Raw genomic sequence first — 25,084 nt, 5'->3', positions numbered from 1 at the left:
CGGGAGCCGGTCGTCAGGCTGGTGGCATCTCGGCGTAGGTGATCACGTTGATCACTGCCCCTTGCGGATCCTGGAGCGTCGCCATCCGTCCCACGGTGGGCACCTCCATGATCTCCATCAGCACCTTGCCCCCCATCGCCTTGGCCTGCGCGACCGTCTCGTCGACGTTGTCGACGGTCACGTACACGCCCCAGGCCGGCGGCATGCCCTGCTGCGGACAGGCCATCAACCCGCCGATCGCGTCGTCCCCGCCCTTGGCGGTCTTGATCAGGTAATACGGCGGCGCCTCCGCTGGCCCGCCGGGCATCGGCATCACGTCGATCTTCCAACCGAACAGCTTGCCGTAGAACTCCGAGGCCTTCTTCGGATCGGTGGTCAGCAGCTCCGACCAGCTGAAGGCGCCATGGGTCTTGAAGACTTCCATCGTCTCGCTCCGGGGGGTGTTGTGGAGGCGCCATGCTCCGCCGCCGGACGGTGTCCCGCAAGTGACCTTCCCGCCGCGTTGGGGGGACAGCCTGTTGCACAATCCGCGCCCATGAGCCTGGTCTTCCCCCATACCTTCGTGCCGTGGTTTCGCGCGGTGGCCCCTTATATCCATGCGTATCGCGGAGAAACCTTCGTCGTCGGGATGACCGGGGAAATGATCGCGGCCGGCAAGCTCAACAGCTTCGTCCAGGACCTGGCCATCATGCATGCGATGGGCATCAAGATCGTGCTGGTCCACGGATTCCGCCCGCAGGTCAACGAGCAGCTCGCGCTCAAGGGCCACCAGCCGCAATACAGCCACGGCATGCGCATCACCGATGGCATCGCGCTGGACAGCGCCCAGGAAGCCGCCGGCCAATTGCGCTTCGAAATCGAGGCGGCGTTTTCCCAAGGCCTGCCCAACACCCCGATGGCCAATTCCACGGTGCGCGTCGTATCGGGCAATTTCCTGACCGCGCGCCCCGTGGGCATCGTCGACGGCGTTGATTTCAAGCACTCCGGCATCGTGCGCCGCGTCGATGCCGCCGCGATCCAGCGCGCCATCGATATCGGCGCCATCGTGCTGATGTCGCCTTTCGGTTTCTCGCCCACCGGGGACGCCTTCAATCTGATGATGGAGGACGTCGCGACCGAAACCGCGATCGCGCTGCAGGCCGACAAGCTGCTGTTCATGACCGAGGTCGAGGGCGTGCGCGAAAACCCCGACGATCCGGAAAGCGCGATCGACACGGAACTCGCGCTGGCCGACGCCAAACGCCTGATCGCGAAACTGCCGCCGCCGACGCAGCCGACCGACGTCGGTTTCTACCTGAAGTACTGCGTGAAGGCTTGCGAATCGGGCGTCGAGCGCTCGCACATCCTGCCTTTCGCCGTCGACGGCGCGATCCTGCAGGAGGTCTATACCCACGACGGCATCGGCACGATGGTGGTCGACGAGAAACTCGAAAGCCTGCGGGAAGCGACCCACGACGATATCGGCAGCCTGATCGCGCTGATCGAACCGTTCGAGCGCGATGGCACGCTGGTCAAGCGCGAGCGCAGCGAAATCGAGCGCGACATCGAGTCCTATACCGTCATCGAGCACGACGGCGTGATATTCGGCTGTGCGGCGCTGCATCCCTACCAGGAAGCGCGCACCGCCGAAATGGCCGCCCTCACCGTGTCCAGCGCCGTGCAGGGCCAAGGCGATGGCGAGCGCATCCTCAAGCGCATCGAGCAGCGCGCCAAGGCGATGGGCCTGACCAGCATCTTCGTGCTGACCACGCGCACCATGCACTGGTTCATCAAGCGCGGATTCCAGCCGGTCGACCCGAACTGGCTGCCCGAGGAACGCAAGCGCAAATACAACTGGGACCGCCGCTCGCAGGTCCTGGTCAAGAAACTCAGCTGACCCGGCGCCGCCGGCGCAACCCGCCCGGCGACGTCCCTTCCCCCCACTTTCTGAACATCGAGGTTTGATATGGCCCGCACCGTGCAATGCGTTTATCTGAAGAAGGAAGCCGAAGGCATGGACTTTCCCGTCTATCCCGGCGAACTCGGCAAGCGCATCTATGAGAACGTCTCCAAGGAAGCCTGGGCGGCCTGGATGAAGCACCAGACCATGCTGGTCAACGAAAACCGCCTGAATCTGGCGGACCAGCGCGCGCGCCAATACCTCGCGCGGCAGATGGAGCAGTTCTTCTTCGGCGGCGGCGCGGAACAACCCGCCGGATATGTGCCGCCGACGGCCTGATTTCCCCGCGGCGGTGCATCCCGGGATGCACCGCCACTCCCCGGTTTAGGGCATTTCCCGCCCACGCCCGGGGGACTTCCCTCCCCAATTCGTGCCACGGCCGACACGATTTTTGACAGACCGGCGCTGAAATCCCCAGGAAATGCGGGACAGCCCGAGAACCGGGCATTTACCCCCTTGCGGTGATACTCGATTCCCTGCCTATAATGCGGCAATCCCTTTCCGGGGAGCTGTTGAACTACGCGAGGAATTGCATAAATGGCATCGCTCAAAGACCTCCTGGCCCAGCGGGCCGCCCTCGAACAGCAAATCGCCGAAACCCAGGAACGTGAGCGTTCCGACGCGATCGCCAAGGTCAAGTCGCTGATGCAGGAATACGGCCTGTCGGTCGCCGACCTGACCGCGCGCGCGGCCAAGACCGGTACGGCGAAGTCGTCCAAGGTGGCGGCCAAGTACCGCAACCAGGCGACTGGCGAAACCTGGAGCGGCCGCGGTCTGCAACCCAAGTGGCTCAAGGCCGCGATCTCCGGCGGCGCCAAGCTGGAAGATTTCGTGATCTGACGCCCGCCGTTTCAGGCCCCGCTTGAAAGCCACCTTCGGGTGGCTTTCTGCTTTTCGGAGCCGCTTTTCGGAGTCGCTTTTCCTGCCGCCCTTCCCAGGGCATTCCCCCGGCTGCATTCTTTTTTCATTCCCCGCTGCATTTCCGACGGCGCTTCTGCCCGCGCCGTGCCGGCTCCGCGTCTTTGGGGGCCAGCCACCCCCATTCCGGGGGGCGCGCCCACCGCGGCAGGGAATGCGCTGACCGTCCGCGACAAGGCCACGGCTAGCATCCCGCCCGATTCCGCGCGCGACCCGCGCGCGGCGCGCCCCTCCTGAGCCGCTGCCGCCTTGAAGTCCGACATGTCCGCCCACGCTGGCTGGGCGCTGCCCGCAGCGCCGCGCCGCCTGCCCGCGTCCGTCCCGACGGCGCTGCTGGTCGCCGCCACCCTGGCGCTGCTGCTGGCGGGCGCCTGGTGGCCCGCCTGGCGCGCGGTCGCCTGGTGGCTGTTGCCGCTGCTGGGACTGGGCGTCGTCCTGCAGGGCCGGATGGAACGTCGCCGCGCGCTCGACGAGCGCCGCGAATGGCGCACCAAGATCGACAGCGCCGGCCTGTCGCTGGCGCAATGGATCCCGGGCGGATCGATCGCCGCCTCGGCCGGTTGGGAGGCGCGCCTCGGACCGCCGGATCCGGCCGCGCCGCTGGCCTGGCTGGATCGGGTCCATGCGGTCGACCGGATGAAGCTCGAGGAATTGCTGCCGGCGCTGCTGCGCGGCCCGGCGCTCGAGCGCGCCTCGGCCGGGCGCCCTGACGCCGCAGGCGCGGCCGATGCGCTGCACCATCCGCTGCGCCTGCCCGGCGACGACGGCGACTGGGTGTGGCACGAGTTGCGGCTGCGCGTCGTGCGCCGCGATCCGCGCGGCCACGCCCGGCGGGTGCTGGCCAGCCTGCAGGACATCCAGTGGCGCCGCACCGCCGAGGAACGCCAGCGCCTGAGCAGCGGCCTGTTCCAGCACCTGCACGAAGGCCTGGCGATCACCGACCTCGACCACCGGCTGCTCGACGCCAACCCGGCCTACTGGGCGCTGATGGGCGAGCTGCTCGAGGCCCCGACGGGCCTGGTCATCGAGGACGACGGCCCCTCGCCCGACACCGCCGAGATGCTGCGCCGCCGGCTGCTGGGCCGGCCGGCGCTGCCGATGGAGGCGGCGCAGCTGCATCGCAGCGGCCACGACCTCGACGCGATCGCCGAGGCGCTGGCCGATCCGGCCGGCCACTGGCAGGGACTGGTGAAGGTCCGCGCCGCCGGCGGCCCGCCGCGCACGCTGCGGCTCACCGTGTCCTCGATCCCGGAGCCCGAGGGCCCGCCGCGCTACCGCGTGCTGGCGCTCAGCGACCTCACCCAGGACCTGCAGCGGCAGCAGGCGCTGGAGCGGATCGGCCGCTTCGACCTGCTGACCGGCCTCCCCAACGAGCAGGAGTTCCAGCGCCGCCTGCAGGCCGCACTGCAGGCCAGTCGCGATGTCGGGCCCGGCTCGATGCTGTGCATCGCGCGGCTGGACCTGGATGGCTTCGCCGCGTTCAACCGCCGCCATGGCGCCGCGCGCGCGGACCAGGCGCTGCGCGAGCTCGCTCGTCGGCTGACGACGGCGCTGCGCCAGCAGCCGCAATGGTCCGACGAGGTGGCCCGGCTCGGCGGCGACGAGTTCGGCCTGCTGCTGCGCGTGCAGAGCGCCGCGGAGGCGCAGCTGGCGCTGGACCGCCTCGTCCAGGTGGTGCGCCGGCCGATCGACGCATCGCCAGATCACGCCTCGGCCGACGCCGCTTCGGTGACCGAGGAAATGCCGACCTCGGCCATGGGCTTGGACAGGGACAGGGACGAGGACGGGGACGCCCGCGACGACGACACCTTCGGCAGCGCGGCGGGCACGCCCGGCGACGTGCTGCGGCTGAGCGCGAGCGTCGGCGCGACGCTGTACCCGCAGGATGGCGGCGAAGCCGAGACCCTGATGCGCCATGCCGCCCATGCGCTGTACCGCGTCAAGCGCAGCGGCCGCGACGGCGTGCAGTTCTTCGACGTCGAGAAGCGCCGCAGCCGCGAGGCGCAGGCCCAGGCCGCGCTGCGCGTGCAGCAGGCGCTGGAGGCCGGCGAGCTGTGCCTCCACTACCAGCCCAAGCTGGACCTCGTCACCGGCGAGCTGCTGGGCGCCGAGGCGCTGCTGCGCTGGCATCACCCGCAGCGCGGGCTGCTGGCGCCGGCGGCCTTCCTGCCGTCGGTGGAGCGCAGCGGCATGGCCGCCGCGCTCGGGCACTGGGTGCTGGAACAGGCGCTCGCGCAATGCGGGCGCTGGCAGGCCGAAGGCCTCGAGCTCACGCTCAGCGTCAACATCAGCCCGCGTCATCTGGCGGCGCCGGATTTCCCGGCGCGGCTGGCCGCCCTGCTGGCCCGCCATCCGGAAGTCCCGCCGCAGCGGCTGGTGCTGGAGCTGCTCGAGTCCAGCGCGCTTGACGACGTCGTGCTGGCGCGCCGCCTGCTCACCGACTGCAAGCGCCTGGGCCTGTGGCTGGCGATGGACGACTTCGGCACCGGCTACGCGACGCTGTCGGTGCTCAAGCAGTTGCCGCTGGACCAGCTGAAGATCGACCGCTCCTTCGTCCAGACCATGCTGGTCGACCCGCAAGACCGGGCGCTGGTGCAGGGCGTGATCGCGCTGGCCGGGCAGTTCGGCTGCGAACTCGTGGCCGAGGGCGTCGAATCGGCGGCGCATGCGCGGGCGCTGGTCGAGATGGGCTGCCGCGTCGGCCAGGGCAGCGGCCTGTGCGAGCCGCTGCCGCCGCAGGCGCTGCTGGACTGGGCGCGGCAGCGCGGCGCCGTCGCCCGCGGCCGCGAAAAGCCGCCGCAGGCCATCACTTAAACTTCTGCGGTGATCCCGCCCGGCTTTATTCAGGACCTCCTGGCCCGCGTCGACATCGTCGACATCGTGGGCCGCCATGTCGACCTCAAGAAGGCCGGCATCAACCACAAGGGCCTGTGCCCGTTCCACGGCGAGAAGACCCCGAGCTTCACCGTCAGCCCCTCGCGCCAGACCTTCCACTGCTTCGGCTGCGGCCAGCACGGCAACGCCGTCGGTTTCCTGATGGAGCACCTGGGCATCGGCTTCATCGACGCGGTCAGGGACCTGGCCCAGCAGGCCGGCATGCAGGTGCCCGAGGACGACCGCAGCCCCCAGCAGCGCGAGCAGGAAAAGGCGCAGAAGCAGCGCCAGGCCACGCTCACCGAGATCCTGGCCAAGGCCGGCCAGCACTACCGCCAGCAGCTCAAGGGCAACCCGCGCGCGATCGAATACCTCAAGGGCCGCGGCCTCACCGGCCAGATCGCGCTGCAGTTCGGCCTGGGCTACGCGCCCGATGGATGGCGCTCGCTGGCCAGCGCCTTCCCGTCCTACGACGACCCGCTGCTGGTCGAGACCGGCCTGGTCATCCTCCAGGACGACCCCGGCAAGAGCGAGGCCGAGCAGCGCCGCTACGACCGCTTCCGCGACCGGGTGATGTTCCCCATCCGCAACGTGCTGGGCGAGGTCATCGGCTTCGGCGGGCGCGTGCTCGACAAGGGCGAGCCCAAGTACCTGAATTCCCCGGAGACGCCGGTCTTCCACAAGGGCAAGGAGCTGTACGGCCTCTACGAGGCCCGGCCCGCGATGCGCCGGCGCGGCTATGCGCTGGTGGTCGAGGGCTACATGGACGTCGTGGCGCTGGCGCAGCACGGCTTCGGCAACGCGGTGGCGACGCTGGGCACGGCCTGCACGCAGGACCATGTGCAGAAGCTGTTCCGCTTCACCGAGTCGGTGGTGTTCAGCTTCGACGGCGACGCCGCCGGCCGACGCGCCGCGGGTCGGGCGCTCGAGGCCGCCCTGCCCCACGCCAACGAGACGCGGACGATCAAGTTCCTCTTCCTGCCGACCGAACACGACCCCGATTCGTATGTCCGGGAGCTGGGAGCCGACGCCTTCGAGCGCTGCGTCGAGGGCGCCGTGCCGCTGTCGCGCCAGCTGATGGAGACCGCCGCCGACGGCTGCGACCTCGGCACGCCCGAGGGCCGCGCGAGGATGCTCAGCGTCGCCAAGCCGCTGTGGGCAGCGCTGCCCGATGGGCTGCTCAAGCGCCAGCTGCTGGGCGAGCTGGCACGGCGCGCACAGCTGCCGGACGCGGAACTGCAGGCGCTGTGGGCCAACGCGCTGCCGCCGGCCGCGCCGGGCACTCGCCCGCGCGCGGAGCGTCCCGCCGCGGCGCCCGCGCCGAGACCGGCCGCGCGCGCGGCCGCTCCGTCGACGGACGGCGTCCACGACGACCCCTACTTCGACATCCCCGCCTCGGCCTACGGCGACGAGGGCTCGCATGGACCGGACGAGGTCCACATCCCGCACGATGTCGACGCGGGCGTCGCGTCCGGCGGACCGCCGCCGGGCCAGCCCCAGCGCAAGTGGGAACCCAAGGGCGACTTCAAGGGCAAGGGCGGCAAAGGCAAGTGGAGCGGCAAGGGCGAGTGGCGCAAGCGCGACCAGGACCCGACCATCGGCATGCCGCTGGAGCTGCCGCCGGCGCCGATGAACCTCGCGGTCCGGATGCTGCTGCTGCACGGCGAGCTCTGGCACCAGATCGGCGAACAGGACCTGCAGCTGCTGCATGAACTGCCCGGCGAACATGGGCAGCTGATCGCCTGGCTCGAGCGCTTCCTGGTCGACAACGGCCCGACGCCCTGGGCGGTGCTGCAGGTCGCGCTGCAGGAAGCGGACCTGATGGACCTCGCCCAGCGCGTCAGCGGCGGCCCGCTGACCGCCCCGCCCGGCGACGAGCACCTCGAGGCGGAATTCCGCGAAACCCTGCGCAAGCTGTGGATCGGCAAGCTGCAGGCGGACGCCGACCGGATCGCCCGCAGTCCGCAGCCGGACATGGCGCGCTTCCAGTCGCTGCAGCGGCAGATCCGCGACCTGAAGGCGGTTTGAGGGCGTTCTATGGGCGTTCTATGGGCGTTCCATGGGCGCTCTTCGGGGCGGTTGAATCCGCCTTTTTGACCAAACAACCGATTTCGCAGATAATCAAGGGTTTTCGCGCGTCAAGAGTGACCGCAGCGCCAACCGGTCCCCGGCCCCCCAGCTGACCCTGGGTTCATATTCAAAGTGGCCAACCTTTACCGCCTGGGCTGCAACTTCAACGGTTCACGCTAGCCTTCACGCGCCAAGCCTTGAATGGCGGTCGGGTCGTCCCGACCTGTCGTCCAGGGCACGAGTTCGAGCCGCCTGGGCTCGTCGCGCCGCATAGCCCGCAAGTGCCGGGAGTTTGTGGGCGCCGGCGACGCAGGTGGCCGTTTGCATTGCCTGCATCACCGCGAATTTCCCCGCATTCACCTACTGGCCCCGAGCCACCGAGGAACTGCATGACCGCCAAAAAGACCGCGTCCAAGGCCGCCGCCGCAGAAACCGAAGAAGTCAAGAAGCCGGCCGCGAAGGCCGCCGCCAAGACCACCAAGACCGCCACCGCTTCGGCCGATGACAAGCCCAAGCGCGGCCGCAAGCCCAAGGCCGAGACCGAGTCGAAGAAACCCGCCGGCAAGGCCAAGGTCGAGGAAGAGGACGAGGACTTCGGCGACGCGGACGCCGACGGCGAGGTCGAGGGCGACGGCGAGGCCGACGCGGAAGTCGAGACCGCCGAGGTCGAGGAGCTGGGCGAGGACAAGCCCAAGGCCAAGCCGCTGCGCATGAAGGTCAGCCGCGCCAAGGAGCGCGCGCTCATGCGCGAGTTCGGCCTGGACGAGACCGCGCTGACCGAAGAGGAAGTCGCCAAGCGCCGCCAGGAGCTCAAGACCCTCATCAAGATGGGCAAGACGCGGGGTTTCCTGACGCATCAGGAAATCAACGACCACCTGCCCGAGAAGCTGATCAACGAGGAAATCCTCGAGGCGATCGTGTCGATGCTCAACGACATGGGCATCGCCGTGTACGAGCAGGCACCCGACGCCGCCACGCTGCTGATCCAGGGCTCGACCTCCCCGACGGCCACCGAGGAGGAAGCGGAAGAAGCCGCGGAAGCCGCGCTGTCGACCGTCGACTCCGAATTCGGCCGCACGACCGACCCGGTGCGCATGTACATGCGCGAGATGGGCACCGTCGAGCTGCTGACCCGCGAGGGCGAGATCGAGATCGCCAAGCGCATCGAAGGCGGCCTGCAGGCCATGATGCTGGCGATCAGCGCCTCCCCGACGACCATCGCCGAGATCCTGGCCATGGCCGCCAAGATCCGCGCCGGCGAGATGCAGATCTCGGAAGCCGTGGACGGCTTCGTCTCCGATGACGAGGCGGACGACTACGTCGCCGAAGAGGACTTCGACGAGTTCGACGAAGAGGACGACGACGACGGCGCCGGCGGCTCCAAGGCCCTGACCAAGAAGCTGGAAGAGCTGAAGAACGCGGCGCTGGTGAAGCTGGACTCGCTCGCGTCCAACTTCGACAAGATGCGCAAGGCCTTCGAGAAGGACGGCTACAAGTCGGCCAACTACAACAAGGCCCAGGCGGCCATCAGCGCCGAGCTGATGACGATCCGCTTCACCGTCAAGACCATCGAGAAGCTGTGCGACATCCTGCGCTCGCAGGTCGACGACGTGCGCCGCTTCGAGCGCGAGATCCGCAAGATCGTCGTGGACAAGTGCGGCATGCCGCAGGACCACTTCATCAAGACCTTCCCGCCCAACGTGCTGAACCTGCAGTGGGCCGAGAAGGAAGTGGCCTCGGGCAAGCCGTACGCGAACATCATGTCGCGCAACCTGCCGGCCATCCAGGAGTTGCAGCAGAAGCTGATCGACATCCAGGGCAAGGCGGTGGTGCCGCTGGATGACCTCAAGGGCATCAACAAGCGGATGAACGAGGGCGAGAAGGCCTCGCGCGACGCGAAGAAGGAAATGATCGAGGCCAACCTGCGCCTGGTCATCTCGATCGCCAAGAAGTACACCAACCGCGGGCTGCAATTCCTGGACCTGATCCAGGAAGGCAACATCGGCCTGATGAAGGCGGTGGACAAGTTCGAATATCGCCGCGGCTACAAGTTCTCGACCTACGCGACGTGGTGGATCCGTCAGGCCATCACGCGCTCGATCGCGGACCAGGCCCGCACCATCCGCATCCCGGTTCACATGATCGAGACGATCAACAAGATGAACCGCATCTCGCGCCAGCATCTGCAGGAGTTCGGCTTCGAGCCGGACGCGCCGACGCTGGCCGAGAAGATGGAGATGCCGGAGGACAAGATCCGCAAGATCATGAAGATCGCCAAGGAGCCGATCTCCATGGAAACGCCGATCGGGGACGACGACGACAGCCACCTGGGCGACTTCATCGAGGACACCAACAACACCGCGCCGATCGAAGCCGCCATGCAGGCCGGCCTGCGCGAGGTGGTGAAGGACATCCTCGACAGCCTGACCCCGCGCGAAGCGAAGGTGCTGCGCATGCGCTTCGGCATCGAGATGAGCACGGACCACACGCTGGAGGAAGTCGGCAAGCAGTTCGACGTCACCCGCGAGCGCATCCGCCAGATCGAAGCCAAGGCGATCCGCAAGCTCAAGCATCCGAGCCGCTCGGACAAGCTGCGCACCTACCTGGACAACTTGTAAATCCCCCGCCCCTTCGGCGGCCAGACGGCTGTCGAACTTCGGGCACCGGGTTTGCCTCATCGACCGGCCACCGTCTTCGGACGCTGGCCGGTTTTTTCATGACCAGGCGCTGTCGCCCCGGGCGTGCTCCGGCATTCGCCCGCCCGTCGGGGGAGAGGTGTCGCACCCGGGCCGACAGGCCCCCGAGGCGAGGGCTAATCACCACGCGGCGCCGAGGGTGGCGCGGCTACACTGAGACTTCCTTCACACCTCAGCTCCAACAAGGCCGATGACCCAGATCCGCGAGCGCTCCGTCCTGTTTGCCGACCTGCGCGGCAGCACGGCGCTGTTCGAGACCCTGGGCAACGCGGAGGCCTCGGGGCTGGTGACGCAGACGGTCGCGCTGATCGGCCAGGCGGTCGACGAGAACCGCGGCGACATCATCAAGACCCTGGGCGACGGCCTGATGGCCGCCTTCGACAACCCGCGCGACGGCATCAAGGCCGCGATGCGGATGCAGGAGCTGCTGGTCAAGACTTCGGCCCGCAGCGAGCGGCTGCGCCACACCCACCTGCAGATCGCGCTGGCGCGCGGCGAGGTGGTCGAGATCCACGGCGACTGCTTCGGCGACGCGGTCAACGTCGCGGCCCGCTTGCTGGACCATGCCGGCGATGGCGAGACCGTCGTCACCGCCGAGGTGGTGCACGGCCTGACCAGCGCACAGAAGTCGCGCTTCCGCAGCCTGGACCACATCAGCGTGCGCGGCCGTGCCGAGCCGGTCCACATCTACGTGCTGGACCAGGGCCGCGGCGACGCGGCGGCGACGCAGTTCGGCGAGATCGTCCGCAGCGCCGCGCCCGAAGGCATCCGCCTGGTCTGGCAGGACCTGGACCGCGTCTTCGACATCGAGGAGATGCCCATCGTGCTGGGCCGCAGCACGCAGGCGACCTACTGCATCACCGACGTCCGCGTCAGCCGCTCGCATGCCCGCATCGACTGGCAAGGCAGCAGCTTCAGCCTCACCGACCTGAGCTACAACGGCACCTTCGTGCGCTTCGGCGCCGGCGGCCAGACGCTGAGCCTGCGCCGCGGCTCCTGCACGCTGCACGGCGCGGGCGCGATCGGCCTGGGCGGGCCGCCGTCCGAGACGCAGGCGCCGACCGTGCGCTTCGAGGTACTGCACCTGGCCGAGGCCGCCTCGCCGATGCTGATGCGCCGCGGCGGCCTCTGAGCGCGCCGCCCGACCGCAGCACGACCGCCGCCCTTCCCTGTCCTTCCTTCTCCTCGCCGGATGAGCTTCCGTCCCGAACCCGACCACGTCCATGGGCGCGCGCCGACGATCGGCCTGCTGCTGGTCAACCTGGGCACGCCCGACGCGCCCACGCCCGAGGCCACGCGCCGCTACCTGGCGCAGTTCCTGTCCGACCCGCGCGTCATCGAGATCCCGAGAGCCGCCTGGTGGCCGATCCTGCACGGCGTGATCCTGCGCACCCGGCCGGCCAAGTCGGCGAAGAAGTACGCCAGCATCTGGACCAAGGACGGCTCGCCGCTGCTGGTCTGGACGAAGAAGCAGGCCGCGCTGCTGCAGGGCCAGCTCGGCGAGCAGGGCCACCGCGTCAAGGTGCTGCCGGCGATGCGCTACGGCAACCCGTCGATCGCGTCGCAGCTCGACGCGCTGCGCGCCGAGGGCGCCACGCGGGTGCTGGTGCTGCCGGCCTATCCGCAGTACTCGGGCGCGACCACCGCCAGCGTCGTCGACGACGTGGCGCGCTGGTCGCTGGCGCATCGCCACCTGCCGGAGTTCCGCTTCGTCAACCGCTACCACGACGACCCGCGCTACATCGCCGCGCTGGCCGACAGCGTGCGCGCCCACTGGAAGGCCGAGGGCCGCGGCGAGCTGCTGCTGATGAGCTTCCACGGCATGCCCGCGCGCACGCTGGCGCTGGGCGACCCCTACCACTGCGAGTGCCTGAAGACCGGCCGCCTGCTGGCCGAGGCGCTGGGGCTGTCCGACGCCCAGTACAAGGTGAGTTTCCAGAGTCGCTTCGGCAAGGCGCGCTGGCTGGAGCCTTACACCGAGCCCACGCTGCGAGAGCTGGCCGGGCGCGGGCTGAAGTCGGTCGACGTGGTCTGCCCCGGCTTCTCGGCGGACTGCATCGAGACGCTGGAAGAGATCGACATGGAAGCGCGCGAGGCCTTCCTGCACAGCGGCGGCCAGCGCTTCAGCTACATCCCCTGCCTGAACGATCGCCCGGCCCACATCCGCGCGCTCGCGGCGATCGCGACCCAGCACCTGCAGGGCTGGCCGACGACCGTCGTCCCCGACGAGGCGCAGGCCGCCGCCCTCGCCCGCCAGCGCCAGGCCGCCACGGCCGCCGGCGCCGCTCGCTGACGACGGCGCGCGGTCGCGCCTCTGCCACGAGGGCGTCATGCCGACGCCGTCCCATCGTGCGGCCGGCCGACAAGGTCCCGATGAAGCGCCAATGAAGAAGGGCCCCCGCGGGGGCCCTTCGCGCGTCCGGCGCGGCGCTCAGCCGAGCGCGGTCGCCGCCTGCTGGCGCGCCTTGCGCGCGCCCAGCCACTTCAGCGCGCGCGGCAGCAGCAGCACGATCACCACGACGGCCAGCAGCCCCGCCGACAACGGCCGCTCGAAGAAGACGCCCCAGTGGCCGCCGCCGATGGCCACGCCGTTGCGCAGGTGCGCCTCGGCCAGCGGGCCCAGGATCATGCCGACGACGACCGGCGCGGTCGGGAAGTCGAAGCGCCGCATCACCACGCCCATCGCGCCGATGGCCAGCATCAGGTACAGGTCGAAGGCGCTCTGGCGCATGCCGTACACGCCCACGGTCGCGAAGATCAGGATGCCGGCGTACAGCGGCGCGCGCGGGATGCGCAGCAGCTTCACCCACAGGCCCACCAGCGGCAGGTTCAGCACCAGCAGCATCACGTTGCCGATGTACAGCGACGCGATCAGCGCCCACACCAGCGCCGACGAGGTGGTGAACAGCTGCGGCCCGGCCTGGATGCCGTAGTTCTGCAGCGCCGACAGCAGGATGGCCGCCGTCACCGAGGTCGGGATGCCCAGCGTCAGCAGCGGCACCAGCGTGCCGGTCACCGCCGCGTTGTTGGCCGCCTCGGGCCCGGCCACGCCTTCGATCGCGCCGGTGGTGCCGAACTCTTCCTTGTGCTTGGACAGCTTGCGCTCGGTCGCGTAGCTCAGGAAGGTCGGGATCTCGGTGCCGCCCGCCGGGATGACGCCGAACGGGAAGCCCAGCCCGGTGCCGCGGATCCAGGCCGGGATCGAGCGTTTCCACTCCAGGCGCGTCATGTGCACGCGACCCATGGTGTTCATCATCAGGTTGCTGCGCCCCTCGTAGAGCGCGACGTAGAGCGTCTCGCCCACCGCGAACAGGCCGACCGCGACCAGCACCGTCTCGATGCCGTCCAGGAACTCGGGCACGCCGGCGGTGTAGCGGATCTGGCCGGTGATCTGGTCCTGGCCGACCAGGCCCATCGCCAGCCCGATGAACAGCGCCGTCATGCCGCGCAGCGTGCTCTGCCCCAGCACCGCGCTGACGGTGGTGAAGGCCAGCAGCATCAGGCAGAAGTACTCCGGCGGGCCCAGCGTCACGGCGAAGTCCGCCAGCACCGGCGCGAACAGCGTGACCAGCACGGTGGCGATGGTGCCGGCGAAGAACGAACCGATCGCCGCGGTGGCCAGCGCCGCGCCGGCGCGGCCGTGGCGGGCCATCTTGAAGCCCTCCAGCGCGGTCACCATGGTGCCGGTCTCGCCGGGGGTGTTGAGCAGGATGGAGGTCGTCGAGCCGCCGTACATCGCGCCGTAGTAGATGCCGGCGAAGAAGATCATCGACGCGGTCGGGTCGACCTGCGCGGTGATGGGCAGCAGCATCGCCACGGTCACGGCCGGGCCGAGGCCGGGCAGCACGCCGATGGCGGTGCCCAGCGCGCAGCCGATGAAGGCCCACATCAGGTTCGCGCCCGAGGCGGCCGTGGCGAAGCCGCCCATCAGGTGGGTCCAGAGGTCTTGCATGTCAGGACTCCAGGAGGCTCAGAGCCAGCCGCCGGCGGTGAGGGCCGGCAGGTTGAGGGCGAGCAGCTTGTTGAAGAGCCAGAACACCGGCGCGGCGATCAGCAGCCCGGTGACGACGTCGATGAGGAGCTGGCGCGCGCCGCCGTGGCCCTTGCCCTCGGCGCGGCGCAGGCCGCGCACGGCCAGTACGAAGCACAGCGTGCAGGCGAGCACGAAGCCGATCGTGGTGATCAGCGCCGCGTTGGCGATGACCGCGCCGGCGACCCAGGCGGCCGACACCCAGTCGGCGCGCGGTGCGCCCGAGGGCGGCTCCATCTGGCGGAAGCCGCCGGTGCGGGACTCCCACACCAGCCAGGCGCCGCAGACGATCAGCACCACCGCGACGAACCACGGCAGCGCGTTGGGACCGACGCCGCCGTAACCGGCGTCACCGGGGATGGCGGCGGCGCCGATGGTCATCACCGCGCCGACGACGACCGCGCCCACGCCGACCAGGGTCTGGTACAGCGGATGCGGGGTGGTGTCGACGACATCCGGCGCCGAGGGCGCCGCGCCGGGCACGGTGGCGGTCGGGTGGCCGGCCACGGCCTTGGAGGAGGAATCGGACATGGCGGGCCTCCCGGGATCAGACCATGCCGGACTTGTGCATGATCGCGCGCAGCGACGCGAACTCGGCGTCGACGAAGTCCTCGAAGGCCTTGCCGGTCAGCACGGCCGGCGTCCAGCCGTTCTTCTCCAGCGCCTCGGTCCAGGCCTTGGACTTGGTCGCCTTGACGACCATGTCGATCAGCGCCTGGCGCTGCTGCGGCGTGATGCCGGGCGCGCCGTAGACGCCGCGCCAGTTGCCGATCTCGACGTTGTAGCCGAGCTCCTTCATCGTCGGGATGTCCAGGCCCTTGATGCGCTGCGGCGCGGTGATCGCGATCGGGCGCATCTTGCCGCTCTCGATGTAGGGCTGGAACTCGCTGTAGCCGCTGCCGCCGATGGAGACGTTGCCGCCCAGGATCGCGGCCACCGCCTCGCCGCCGCCGCGGAAGGCGACGTAGTTGACCTTGGTCGCGTCGACGCCGACCTCGCGGGCCAGCATGGCTGCGGCGATGTGCTCGGTGGCGCCGCGCGAACCGCCGCCCCACTTCACCGAGCCGGGGTCCTTCTTCAGCGCCTCGACCACGTCCTTCATCGTCTTGAAGGGCGAGTTGGCCGGCAGCACGAAGACGTTGTATTCGCTGGTCAGGCGCGCGATCGGCGTGGCCTGCGTCAGCGTCACCGGCTGCTTGCTGGTGATCAGGCCGCCCAGCATCACGGCGCCCATGACCATCATCGCGTTCGGGTCGCCCTTGGCGGCGTTGACGAACTGCGCCAGGCCGATGGCGCCGGCGGCGCCGCCCTTGTTCTCGAAGGTCACCGCGCCGGCGGCGCCGGCGTCCTGCAGGGCCTTGCCCAGCGCGCGACCGGTGATGTCCCAGCCGCCGCCCGGGTTGGCGGGCACGAGGATCTTCAGCGCCGCGGCGGCCTGCGCGCCCAGCGGCAGCGCGCCCGTGGCGCCCAGCGCGGCGAAGGCGGCCGCGGACTTGAGGAACTGGTCTCGACGCATGCTCGTGTCTCCTTGGTTGTCGACGCCGGGGCAGAGCGCGCGCCCGATGTCGTTGTGCCGCGCATCGTGCACATGGCGGCTTTCATTCGGCTGTCGGGAAGCTCAGGGTTGACCCTGAGCGGCGGCCGCGCGGCCGCTGGCGGACACTGCCGATCATGAGGTTGCTTTTCGTCGAGGACAACGCCGCGCTGCAGACCACGGTGGCCCGCTCGTTCGAGCGCCGCGGCATCCAGGTGCTGGGCTTCTCCGAGGGCCGGCCGGCCCTGGAGCGCTGGCGCGCGCAGCCGCCGGACGTGGTGCTGCTGGACCTGTCGCTGCCCGACATCGACGGCCTGGAACTGCTCTCGGCCGCGCGCGCCGCGCACCTGGCCACGCCGGTGATCATCCTGACCGCGCGCGGCACCGTGGGCGACCGCATCCTCGGCCTGAACCTGGGCGCCGACGACTACATGCCCAAGCCCTTCGACCTGGATGAACTCGAGGCCCGGGTGCGCGCCCTCGCCCGCCGCAGCCGCGGCGCGGGCGGTGCGCCGGCGATTGCGGGCGCGCACGACGACGAGGCCTTCTGCGGCCTGCGCGTGGACGCCGACAGCGGCGCGATCTACCACCTGGGCCTGCCGCTGGACCTGCCGCCGCGCGAGGCCGCGCTGCTGCGCGCGCTGCTGGCGCGACCGGGCCAGGCGGTGGCCAAGGAACGGCTCACCGAGATCGTCTTCGCCGACGACCTGGACGTGCAGCCCGACGCGGTCGAGGTCGTCGCCTACCGGCTGCGCAAGCGGCTGCCCGCGGACGGCGCCCGGCTGGTCACGCTGCGGGGACTGGGCTACCTGCTGAAGGCGCCCGACTGAACGGCGCGAGGTGCGGGGCGTGAGCGACGTGAGCGGCGTGGAGGTCAAGCGCGACGCGGCAGGCGCGCGCGGCATCGAGGGCTCGAGCAGCGCGGCGGGCGACCGCGCGAGCGGCGAGCCCCGGACCTGGGCAGCGCGACCGTGGCCGCGGCGACGCGGACGCGGGCTGAGCTCGATGCGCAGCCGGCTGCTGCTGGGCATCCTGGTGCCGGTGGGGCTGCTGATCGGCGCCAATGCGCACCGGCTCTACCAGGACGCGCGGCGCGCCATCGACACCGCCTACGACCGCACGCTGCTGGCCTCGGCCAAGACCATCGGCGAGCAGCTCGACGTGCAGGGCTCGCCCGACGCGCCGCGGCTCGTCTCCGAGGTGCCCTACGCGGCGCTCGAGGCCTTCGAGGCGGACAACCGCAGCCGCATGTTCTATCGCGTCACCGGCTTCCAGGGCGAATGGGTGTCGGGCTTCGACGACCTGCCCGCCTGGCACGGCAGGCTGCCCGACCGCGGCGCCTACGCGGCGCTGGTCGATTTCTACGACGACGTCTACCAGGGCGAGCCGGTGCGCATCGCGGTGCTGAAGCAGCCGGTGGCGGGCGCGGCCGGCCTGGGCGTGGCCACGATCCAGGTCGCCGAGACCCTGGAGATCCGCCGCACGCTGGCGCGCCAGGTGCTGGTCTCGACGCTGTGGCGTCAGGCGGCGCTGCTGGCGGTGATCGCGATCGTGGTGTGGGGCGTGGTGCTCTTCGCGACGCGGCCGGTGCGGGCGCTCAGCCGCACGATCGCCGCGCGCGCCGACGACGACATCGATCCCATCCCGATGCCGGGCGTGCCGGCGGAACTCGCGCCGCTGGTGGCCGCGATCAACGAGGCCTGGCACCGCCAGGCCGGGCTGCTCGCCCACCAGAAGCGCTTCGTGCGCGACACCTCGCACCAGCTGCGCACGCCGCTGGCGGTGCTCAAGGCGCAGGTGCAGTCGGCCCGGCGCGGCGACGTGCCGGCGGCGCAGGCGATCGACGAGATCGGCGCCACCGTCGACGGCGCGACCGCGCTGGCCAACCAGATGCTGGCGCTGGCCAAGGTCGAGCAGCTGCGCCAGCAGGGCGATCCGCCACGGCTGGACCTGGCGGCGACGGTGCGCGAGGTGGCGCTGGACCTGGCCCCGCTGATCGCCGACGCCGAACTGGACTTCGAGCTGTCCACCGAGCCCGCGCCGGTGCGCGGCCATGCCTGGGCGCTGCGCGAGCTCGCCCGCAACCTGCTGCACAACGCGCTGCGGCACTGCCCGCGCGGCGGCCGATTGGCGGTCGCGGTGACGCTGCGCGGTCGCGAGGCCGACGGCAGCGGCGCGACGGCCGGCGTCGTCGAGCTGCGCATCGGCGACAGCGGGCCCGGCATCCCGGCGTCGCTGCGGGCCAAGCTCGGCCAGCCCTTCGCGGCCGGGCCCAATGGCGGCTCGGGACTGGGGCTGGCGATCTGCCGGGAGATCGTCGGCTCGCTGGGCGGCACGCTGGCGCTGGACAACCGCGAGCGCGACGGGGTCATCGAGGGCCTGGACGCCGTGGTGCGGCTGCCGGCGGCAGCATCGACCGACGCCGGTCCGGCGTAGGACAATCCGCCCCCTGATGCCTGCCTCCCACCGTTCCTCCTCCGAGCTGACCAGCCTGCGCCTGGACAAGTGGCTCTGGGCCGCCCGCTTCTACAAGACCCGCTCGATCGCCGTCGAGGAGATCGGCAAGGGCCGCGTGACCGTCAACGGCCAGGCGGTGAAGGCCTCGCGCGAACTGCGTCCCGGCGACATGGTGCAACTGCGCCAGGGCGTGGTGGCCCGCGAGGTCAAGGTGCTCGGTCTCAGCAGCGTCCGCGGTCCGGCGCCGGTCGCCCAGACGCTGTACGAGGAGACGCCGGACAGCATCGCCGCCCGCGAGCGCGCGGCCGAGGCGCGCCGCCTGGCCCCCGAGCCGGCCGACACCATCGTCCAGGGCCGCCCGACCAAGCACGACCGCCGCAAGCTGGCCGAGTGGGACGACCGCTGGAGCGCCAGCATCGACGAATGACCGCCGGTCCCCTCCCCCGAAGTCCCCGGTCGCAAAACCGTGAAAGGACGACAGGGGTTGGGGACGGCATGGCTTGGGGTTTCGGCGCTGGCCGCCGGGGCCCCAAGCCATGGCGGCCAACGCCCCGACCTCCGCAGTAAGAAGCGCCGCTAGCAGGCCCCCGGCTTGCCCGCGCACCGATGCCAAAATCCCCCTCTTGAAGTTCCGGCCATGGGCCCCAGATGCGGCGGGTCGCCCGACGCAGACTGGCTCCCACCGACGCCGGTCCCCTTCCGAAGAGAAGTCGGGCTCCGCTTTGGGGCCATCCAACCATGACGACTGACAACCAACAACCCGACCCGACGCTGGACGAACTGACCCAGCAAGCTGCCGCCGCGGCCGCCGCCTCGGTGCCCGAGACGCTGGAGGCCAAGCTCGCCGACACCGAACGCCGCCTGGCCGAGATGTCCGACGCCTATCTGCGCGCCAAGGCCGAAGTTGAGAACACCCGCCGCCGCGGCGAGGAAGACACCGCCAAGGCCCGCAAGTTCGCGGTCGAGGGCTTCGCCGACGCGATGCTGCCGGTGGTGGACAGCCTGACCGCCGCCATCGCCCGCCCGGACGCCAGCGTCGAGCAGGTGCTCGAGGGCGTGCACGCCACGCTGCGCCAGCTGCAGTCCGCGCTGGAGCGCAACAAGGTGCTGGAGATCAATCCGGCCGCCGGTACCAAGTTCGACCCCCACCAGCACCAGGCGATCTCGATGGTCCCGGCAGAGCAGGATCCGAACACGGTCGTGACCGTGCTGCAGAAGGGCTTCCTGATCGCCGACCGTGTGCTGCGCCCGGCGCTGGTCACCGTGTCCGCCCCCAAATAAGCACAGCGAAAAATCGATCGGGGCCCTTGAACCCGGCGAAGTTATCCACAGATCAGCAGCATCCCGGAACGTTGTTTCAGCCGCTCGCTCCACCGAGCCTCCCACGCTGACCGTTCCGCCAGTTTTTCCCTATTCAGGAGCACCACATGGCTAAGAAGAAGATCATCGGCATCGACCTGGGCACGACCAACTCGTGCGTGGCGGTGATGGAAGGCAACACCACCCGCGTCATCGAGAACGCGGAAGGCGCCCGCACCACCCCGTCGATCATTGCGTACCAGGAAGACGGCGAGGTGCTGGTCGGCGCCTCGGCCAAGCGCCAGGCGGTGACCAACCCGAAGAACACCCTGTACGCGGTCAAGCGCCTGATCGGCCGCAAGTTCTCGGAGAAGGAAGTCCAGAAGGACATCGACCTGATGCCCTACACCATCGCCGCGGCCGACAACGGCGACGCGTGGGTGGAAGTGCGCGGCAAGAAGCTGGCGCCGCCGCAGGTCTCCGCGGAAGTGCTGCGCAAGATGAAGAAGACCGCCGAGGACTACCTCGGCGAGGAAGTGACCGAGGCGGTCATCACCGTCCCGGCCTACTTCAACGACGCGCAGCGCCAGGCGACCAAGGACGCCGGCCGCATCGCCGGCCTGGACGTCAAGCGCATCATCAACGAGCCCACCGCCGCGGCGCTGGCCTTCGGCCTGGACAAGCACGGCGCGGGCGACCGCAAGATCGCGGTGTTCGACCTGGGCGGCGGCACCTTCGACATCTCGATCATCGAGATCGCCGACGTCGACGGCGAGAAGCAGTTCGAGGTGCTGTCCACCAACGGCGACACCTTCCTGGGCGGCGAGGACTTCGACCAGCGCATCATCGACTACATCATTGCCGAGTTCAAAAAGGAGCAAGGCGTCGACCTGACCAAGGACGTGTTGGCGCTGCAGCGCCTGAAGGAAGCGGCCGAGAAGGCCAAGATCGAGCTGTCCAACTCCTCGCAGACCGACGTCAACCTGCCCTACATCACGGCCGACGCCACCGGTCCGAAGCACCTGAACATCAAGCTGACCCGCGCCAAGCTGGAGTCGCTGGTGGACGAGCTGATCGAGCGCACCATCGCCCCCTGCCGCACCGCGATCAAGGACGCCGGCGTGTCGGTGAGCGAGATCGACGACGTCATCCTGGTCGGCGGCATGTCCCGCATGCCCAAGGTGCAGGAGAAGGTCAAGGAGTTCTTCGGCAAGGACCCGCGCAAGGACGTGAACCCCGATGAGGCGGTGGCCGTGGGCGCCGCGATCCAGGGCCAGGTCCTGGGCGGCGAGCGCACCGACGTGCTGCTGCTGGACGTCACCCCGCTGAGCCTGGGCATCGAGACCCTGGGCGGCGTGATGACCAAGATGATCAAGAAGAACACGACCATCCCGACCAAGTTCAGCCAGACCTTCTCGACCGCCGAGGACAGCCAGCCTGCGGTGACCATCAAGGTCTACCAGGGCGAGCGCGAGATGGCGCAGGCCAACAAGAGCCTGGGCGAGTTCAACCTGGAAGGCATCCCGCCGGCGCCGCGCGGCGTGCCGCAGATCGAGGTGAGCTTCGACATCGACGCCAACGGCATCCTGCACGTCGGCGCCAAGGACAAGGGCACCGGCAAGGAAAACAAGATCACCATCAAGGCGAACTCCGGCCTGTCCGAGGCCGAGATCGAGAAGATGGTGAAGGACGCCGAGGCCAACGCCGCCGAGGACAAGAAGAAGGTCGAGCTGGTGCAGGCCAAGAACCAGGCCGACGGCCTGGTGCACTCGGTGCAGAAGTCGCTGGCCGAGCATGGCGACAAGCTGGACGCCGGCGAGAAGGAAAAGATCGAGGCCGCGATCAAGGACCTGGAAGAAGCCATCAAGGGCGAGGACAAGGCCGACATCGACGCCAAGACCGAAGCGCTGATGACCTCCAGCCAGAAGCTGGGCGAGAAGATGTACGCCGACGCGCAGGCGGCCCAGGCGGCGGCCGGTGCCGCGGGCGCCACTGGTGCGGCGGGTGCGGCGGGTGCGGACCACGCCGAGGCGGCCGCGCAGTCCTCGTCCAAGCCGGCCGACGACAACGTCGTGGACGCCGAGTTCAAGGAAGTCAAGGACTCGAAGTAAGCCGTGCGCGCCGACCCCGGTCGGCGCCGCGATCGGCAACCGCTGTCGCCTGACAGCCGCCGCGCGGGGCCGCCAGCCTCGCGCGGCGTTTTGGTTTGAGGCCCCCAGGAAGATCCATGGCAAAGCGTGACTATTACGAAGTCCTAGGCGTCGCGAAGAACGCCAGCGAAGACGACATCAAGAAGGCGTATCGCAAGCTGGCGATGAAGTACCACCCTGACCGCAATCAGGGCGAAGGTGCCAAGGACGCCGAGGACAAGTTCAAGGAGGCCAAGGAGGCCTACGAGATGCTGTCCGACGGCCAGAAGCGCGCGGCCTACGACCAGTACGGCCACGCGGGCGTGGACCCCAACCAGGGCTTCCGCGGCGGCCCGGGCGCGGAAGGCTTCGGCGGCTTCGCCGAGGCCTTCGGCGACATCTTCGGCGACCTGTTCGGTCAGCAGGGCGGCGGCCGGCGCCAGGGCGGCGGCCAGCAGGTCTATCGCGGCAGCGACCTGAGCTACGCGATGGAGATCACGCTGGAGGAAGCCGCGCGCGGCAAGGAGACGCAGATCCGCATCCCGTCCTGGGAAGGCTGCGACACCTGCCACGGCAGCGGCGCCAAGCCCGGCACCAGCGCCAAGACCTGCGGCTCCTGCGGCGGCAGCGGCACGGTGCACATGCGCCAGGGCTTCTTCAGCATCCAGCAGACCTGCCCGCACTGCCACGGCACCGGCAAGATCATTCCGGAGCCCTGCACCACCTGCAACGGCGCCGGCAAGATCAAGAAGACCAAGACGCTGGAAGTCAAGATCCCCGCCGGCATCAACGAAGGCATGCGCATCCGCTCCGCCGGCAACGGCGAGCCGGGCGTCAACGGCGGGCCGTCTGGCGATCTCTACATCGAGATCCGCATCAAGCAGCACGACATCTTCGAGCGCGACGGCGACGACCTGCACTGCACGATGCCGGTGTCGATGACGACCGCGGCGCTGGGCGGCTCGATCGAAGTGCCGACGCTGGGCGGCAAGGCCGAGATCGAACTGCCCGAGGGCACGCAGCACGGCAAGACCTTCCGCCTGCGCGGCAAGGGCATCAAGGGCGTGCGCTCGAGCTATCCCGGCGACCTGTACTGCCACATCAGCATCGAGACGCCGGTCAAGCTCACCGAGCACCAGCGCAAGCTGCTGAAGGAGCTGGACAAGAGCCTGCGCGACGGCGGCGAGCGCCACTCGCCGAACGCGAAGAGCTGGACGGACCGCGTCAAGGACCTCTTCAAGTAAGCCACCAACAGCGGCGTGCAAGTTCACGTCCGGATTGGGAATTCAAGCCGCGGCCCCCACGCAAACCCGGGGAGCCGGCGGCGATCGCCGGGCGGACAATCCGCCTCGTGGTTGACGACATTCGCACACATCGTTGGAGTGCTGCCGGCCCGCTCTCTTCGGAGGCGGGCTTTTTCACATGGGCGCCCGCCACGCCTGCAGGACGGCGGCCATGACGCTCGCCAACGCCTTGTCCAGCCCCTTGTCCAAGACGCAGGCGCTGGTCATCGACGGCAACGCGACCTCGCGCAGCCTGATGACCGCCCAGCTGCGCGAACTCGGCGTCGGGCACGTGCGCCAAGCCACGCGGGTGCGCGACGCCCGCGTCATCCTCGAGACGCAGCCCTACGACATCGTCCTGTGCGACTACTACTTCGACGGCTCGGAGCTCTCCGGCCAGGACCTGCTCGATGAGCTGCGGCGCGAGCAGCTGCTGCCCTACGCCACCGTCTTCGTCATGGTCACCGGCGAGGCCTCCTACGCGAAGGTCGCCGAGGCGGCCGAGGCGGCGCTCGATGCCTACCTCGTCAAGCCCTACACCAGCGCCGCGCTGGCCGACCGCCTGGCCAACGCGCGGCACCGCAAGCTGGAGCTGAAGGCGATCTTCGACGCCATCGACGCCCGCGACTTCGACCGCGCCGTTGACCTCTGCCTGGAGCGCTTCCAGCAGAAGGCGACCTACTGGCTCTATGCCGCGCGCATCGGCGCCGAACTGCTGCTGCGCCTGGAGCGCCACGCCGAGGCGCGCGAGCTGTACGAGGCGATCATCGCCGCGCGCACCGTGCCCTGGGCCCGGCTGGGCGTGGCGCGCACCGAGGTGGCCAGCGGCAACCTGAGCGCCGCGCGCCGCACGCTGGAGACGCTGATCGGCGACATGCCCGACCAGGCCGACAGCTACGACCTGATGGGCCGGGTGCAGATGGAGCAAGGCGAGATCGACGCCGCGCTCGCCACCTACCGCACCGCCGCGACGCTGACGCCGGGATGCCTGCTGCGCCAGCAGCATTGCGGCACGCTGGCCTTCTATGCCGGCCAGCGCGACGAGGCGCTCAAGATGCTGGAACGCAGCCTCGCGCAGGGGCTGCGCTCCAAGCTCTTCGACTGGCACAGCCTGGCCCTGCTCGCGCTGATGCGCTTCGACGCGAAGGACGGCAAGGGACTGAAGTACGCCGCCGACGCCCTGGCGCAGGGCATCGAACGCGCGCCGCGAGACGTCCGGCTGCAGCGCTTCGACGTGCTGCTGCAGGGGCTGCGGCTGCTGATGGAACGCCGGCTCGCCGATGCGCTGCAGCTGGCGCGCGACTTCGCGCGCCGCGCCGCGGACGAGGCCTTCGACCTGGAAGCCGCCTGCCTGCTGATCGCCCTGTGGGTGCGCATGGCGCGGCAGGACATCGAGCTCAGCGAGATGGACCTGCTGATGAGCCAGCTCGGGCTGCGCTTTTGCAGCTCCAAGTCGGCGACCGAGGTGATGCTCGCCATGGCCGAGGGCCACGAGCCCAGTTCACGGCTGATGCGCGAGGCCAATGCCCGCGTCTTCGCGATCTCGGAAACCGCGATGCGCCAGGCGATGCGTGGCGACGCGCAGGCCGGGGTGCAGCTGCTGGTCGAGCAAGGCGGGCTGACGCTGAACGCCAAGCTGATCGACATGGCGGCGCTGGTGCTCAAGCGCTACCGCGACAGAATGAGCGATCCCAGCGCGCTGGCGCCTCGCATCGAGGACCTGCAACGCCGCTACGTGCAGGCCAGCGGCCAGGGGCTGAAGGCGGCCCGTGCCGCCGGCGGCATGGCCTTGCGGGGATGAAGGCCGGTCCAGTGGCCGCACCGCGGCATGACGCAGGGCGAGGCTTCAGGAGAT

Annotated in this window: 19 protein-coding genes; 15 read left to right on the top strand and 4 right to left on the bottom strand. The window is 69.8% G+C overall.

What is annotated here, in order from left to right; all coding sequences use genetic code 11:
- Positions 1-13: 13 nt before the first annotated feature.
- Complete coding sequence (locus FHT37_RS01595) at positions 14-424, bottom strand: VOC family protein (RefSeq protein WP_091723190.1); 411 nt, start codon at positions 422-424, stop codon at positions 14-16.
- A gap of 111 nt (positions 425-535) precedes the next feature.
- Between FHT37_RS01595 and argA the strand changes: the two genes are divergently transcribed.
- From argA to hemH, 8 genes are all read left to right on the top strand, one after another.
- A complete protein-coding gene (gene argA / locus FHT37_RS01590) occupies positions 536-1,876 on the top strand; it encodes an amino-acid N-acetyltransferase (RefSeq protein WP_091723187.1) in 1,341 nt (446 codons plus the stop codon).
- A 69-nt stretch (positions 1,877-1,945) separates the two neighbouring features.
- Positions 1,946-2,218, top strand: coding sequence for an oxidative damage protection protein (locus FHT37_RS01585; protein ID WP_091723184.1), 273 nt, complete (start codon positions 1,946-1,948; stop codon positions 2,216-2,218).
- Positions 2,219-2,476: 258 nt separating this feature from the next.
- The gene (locus tag FHT37_RS01580; protein ID WP_091723182.1) at positions 2,477-2,779 is read left to right on the top strand and encodes an H-NS family nucleoid-associated regulatory protein; all 303 of its coding nucleotides are present in this window, start codon (positions 2,477-2,479) and stop codon (positions 2,777-2,779) included.
- Between the two features lie 339 nt (positions 2,780-3,118).
- Positions 3,119-5,671, top strand: coding sequence for a bifunctional diguanylate cyclase/phosphodiesterase (locus tag FHT37_RS01575; protein ID WP_183478567.1), 2,553 nt, complete (start codon positions 3,119-3,121; stop codon positions 5,669-5,671).
- Positions 5,672-5,680: 9 nt separating this feature from the next.
- Positions 5,681-7,759, top strand: a complete 2,079-nt coding sequence (gene dnaG / locus FHT37_RS01570) for a DNA primase (protein WP_147241534.1) — start codon at positions 5,681-5,683, stop codon at positions 7,757-7,759.
- Between the two features lie 431 nt (positions 7,760-8,190).
- Positions 8,191-10,419: an RNA polymerase sigma factor RpoD gene (gene rpoD, locus FHT37_RS01565; RefSeq protein ID WP_091723176.1), complete on the top strand. Its 2,229-nt coding sequence runs from the start codon at positions 8,191-8,193 to the stop codon at positions 10,417-10,419.
- A 268-nt stretch (positions 10,420-10,687) separates the two neighbouring features.
- Entirely contained in the window at positions 10,688-11,629 is a 942-nt protein-coding gene (locus FHT37_RS01560; protein WP_183478566.1) for an adenylate/guanylate cyclase domain-containing protein, read from the top strand.
- Positions 11,630-11,689: 60 nt separating this feature from the next.
- Complete coding sequence (gene hemH / locus FHT37_RS01555) at positions 11,690-12,790, top strand: ferrochelatase (protein ID WP_183478565.1); 1,101 nt, start codon at positions 11,690-11,692, stop codon at positions 12,788-12,790.
- A gap of 138 nt (positions 12,791-12,928) precedes the next feature.
- On the opposite strand, the gene FHT37_RS01550 is transcribed toward hemH, so the two are convergent.
- From FHT37_RS01550 to FHT37_RS01540, 3 genes are read right to left on the bottom strand one after another with little or no spacing between them, the layout of a single operon-like run.
- Complete coding sequence (locus tag FHT37_RS01550) at positions 12,929-14,449, bottom strand: tripartite tricarboxylate transporter permease (RefSeq protein ID WP_091723168.1); 1,521 nt, start codon at positions 14,447-14,449, stop codon at positions 12,929-12,931.
- An 18-nt stretch (positions 14,450-14,467) separates the two neighbouring features.
- Positions 14,468-15,058, bottom strand: coding sequence for a tripartite tricarboxylate transporter TctB family protein (locus FHT37_RS01545; protein WP_183478564.1), 591 nt, complete (start codon positions 15,056-15,058; stop codon positions 14,468-14,470).
- 16 nt (positions 15,059-15,074) lie between these two features.
- Positions 15,075-16,043: a tripartite tricarboxylate transporter substrate binding protein gene (locus FHT37_RS01540; RefSeq protein ID WP_183478563.1), complete on the bottom strand. Its 969-nt coding sequence runs from the start codon at positions 16,041-16,043 to the stop codon at positions 15,075-15,077.
- Between the two features lie 155 nt (positions 16,044-16,198).
- Here FHT37_RS01540 and FHT37_RS01535 point away from each other — a divergent pair, with 155 nt between their 5' ends.
- The 7 genes from FHT37_RS01535 (at position 16,199) to FHT37_RS01505 (ending at position 25,030) form a co-directional block, all read left to right on the top strand.
- The gene (locus FHT37_RS01535; RefSeq protein WP_183478562.1) at positions 16,199-16,891 is read left to right on the top strand and encodes a response regulator transcription factor; all 693 of its coding nucleotides are present in this window, start codon (positions 16,199-16,201) and stop codon (positions 16,889-16,891) included.
- 175 nt (positions 16,892-17,066) lie between these two features.
- Positions 17,067-18,497, top strand: a complete 1,431-nt coding sequence (locus FHT37_RS01530) for a sensor histidine kinase (RefSeq protein WP_091725062.1) — start codon at positions 17,067-17,069, stop codon at positions 18,495-18,497.
- Positions 18,498-18,513: 16 nt separating this feature from the next.
- The gene (locus FHT37_RS01525) at positions 18,514-18,945 is read left to right on the top strand and encodes an RNA-binding S4 domain-containing protein (RefSeq protein ID WP_147242248.1); all 432 of its coding nucleotides are present in this window, start codon (positions 18,514-18,516) and stop codon (positions 18,943-18,945) included.
- A 311-nt stretch (positions 18,946-19,256) separates the two neighbouring features.
- On the top strand, positions 19,257-19,799 hold the full coding sequence (gene grpE, locus FHT37_RS01520) for a nucleotide exchange factor GrpE (protein WP_183478561.1): 543 nt from the start codon (positions 19,257-19,259) through the stop codon (positions 19,797-19,799).
- 146 nt (positions 19,800-19,945) lie between these two features.
- Complete coding sequence (dnaK, locus tag FHT37_RS01515; RefSeq protein ID WP_147241582.1) at positions 19,946-21,928, top strand: molecular chaperone DnaK; 1,983 nt, start codon at positions 19,946-19,948, stop codon at positions 21,926-21,928.
- Positions 21,929-22,044: 116 nt separating this feature from the next.
- Positions 22,045-23,190, top strand: coding sequence for a molecular chaperone DnaJ (gene dnaJ, locus FHT37_RS01510; protein ID WP_091723150.1), 1,146 nt, complete (start codon positions 22,045-22,047; stop codon positions 23,188-23,190).
- 211 nt (positions 23,191-23,401) lie between these two features.
- Positions 23,402-25,030, top strand: coding sequence for a response regulator (locus FHT37_RS01505; protein ID WP_183478560.1), 1,629 nt, complete (start codon positions 23,402-23,404; stop codon positions 25,028-25,030).
- The last annotated feature ends 54 nt before the right edge of the window (positions 25,031-25,084 follow it).

Origin of the sequence: Mitsuaria sp. BK037 (assembly GCF_014193045.1) — a bacterium.
Classification (GTDB): Bacteria; Pseudomonadota; Gammaproteobacteria; order Burkholderiales; family Burkholderiaceae_C; genus Roseateles.
Note: the sequence above shows the minus strand (reverse complement) of the source record. Positions and strands in the feature narration are given on the sequence as shown.